The organism is Oleiphilus sp. HI0086 (genome assembly GCF_001635225.1).
Window position 1 is genome coordinate 1 of sequence record NZ_LWFZ01000870.1, and the last position, 1160, is coordinate 1160.

General features: G+C 46.5%; 2 protein-coding genes. One reads left to right on the plus strand and one right to left on the minus strand.

Annotated features, from left to right (window positions below; translation table 11 throughout):
* Positions 1–289 (plus strand): alkyl sulfatase C-terminal domain-containing protein (locus A3756_RS15675; RefSeq protein ID WP_197481333.1); only part of this gene is annotated, 289 nt, incomplete at its 5' end.
* Positions 290–309: 20 nt separating this feature from the next.
* On the opposite strand, the gene A3756_RS15680 is transcribed toward A3756_RS15675, so the two are convergent.
* Positions 310–882: a DNA polymerase domain-containing protein gene (locus A3756_RS15680; protein WP_068510504.1), complete on the minus strand. Its 573-nt coding sequence runs from the start codon at positions 880–882 to the stop codon at positions 310–312.
* Positions 883–1160 lie beyond the last annotated feature (278 nt).

A 1160-nucleotide genomic window follows, 5' to 3' on the forward strand; every position in this document is an offset into this window, starting at 1 on the left:
TGATAGCCATCATAAGATCAATATCACCTTCACTNACAGGCAGGTAAATTTCTATTTGTGGATTGAAAATGCCGTTCTGCATTTTGAACAAATTGAACCTGTCAGTGATGCGGATGCCACACTTAAGGTGACTCATGAGTTATTTCTCAAAATGGCCACTGATCAGGCTGGGATCAAAGAAACCCTGTTCTCGGATGATTTGACGGTGGAGGGTAGTAAGCTGGATTTAGTGAGTTTCTTCAGGTTGTTTGAGAAGCCGAGAGGTGTCTTTAATATCATTGAGCCTTAAGGAACTTACTTCTAGGTTCCCTAGAATAAGGCCATTTGATTATCTATTAGGCGATCAAAGTCCATCCCGATAAAGGGCAGAATGCCTTCCGCGATGGGCTTTAGCTGTTTCTCAATGTAGTGTTGGTAATCAATGTCTGATTCAAGATAGTCCAAAGGCTCAGGCCCGTTCAGGGTGATGATATAGTTGATCCAGCCTTTGTGTTGATACTGTAGTGGCTTGCCAAGCGCTTTGTTCTTTTCGTCGGCTATTTTGGCAGATCGAGCATGGGGTGGAACGTTTTTAACGTACTCTCTGAGCGGTCTTCTAAGGCGTTTTCGATAAACCAGCTGATTATCCCGTTCTCCATTCAGTGTGGCCGCCACGGTGTCTTTGATAAATTGGCTTGGGTCGCGATCATCAAAGACGATTTGGTAAAGATTCTTTTGAAAGTCTCTCGCCACGTCTGTCCAATCAGTGCGAACCGTTTCCAACCCTTTAAAGACCATTTCCGGTTGTTGATTTTTAACAACCATACCGGCATAGCGCTTTTTACTGCCCGCTTCAGAACCACGAATGGTCGGGCGTATAGGACGTTTAAAGCACCTTTTCACCCTTCGGATGAAGTAGCATACCCGAAATTGCTGCTCATTTTTATTGCCTAAGCCCCGGAATTTAGCTTCACAGCGCCCAAAGAAGGTCGTATTTTGGTCGATTTGACCGAAAAGTGCCTGGCGAATGGATCTTTAGCCGACAGTTGCCCCACCGGCCTGCCGCAAAGGCTGACAGTACATGGATTGAGAGCTTAGGAGCGTCAATTAAATAAACGAGTCTGCGATGGGCCGAACAGGCTGGGAGTCAGTGGTGGGGCTCGCTCTGGCGGCTGGGTGTG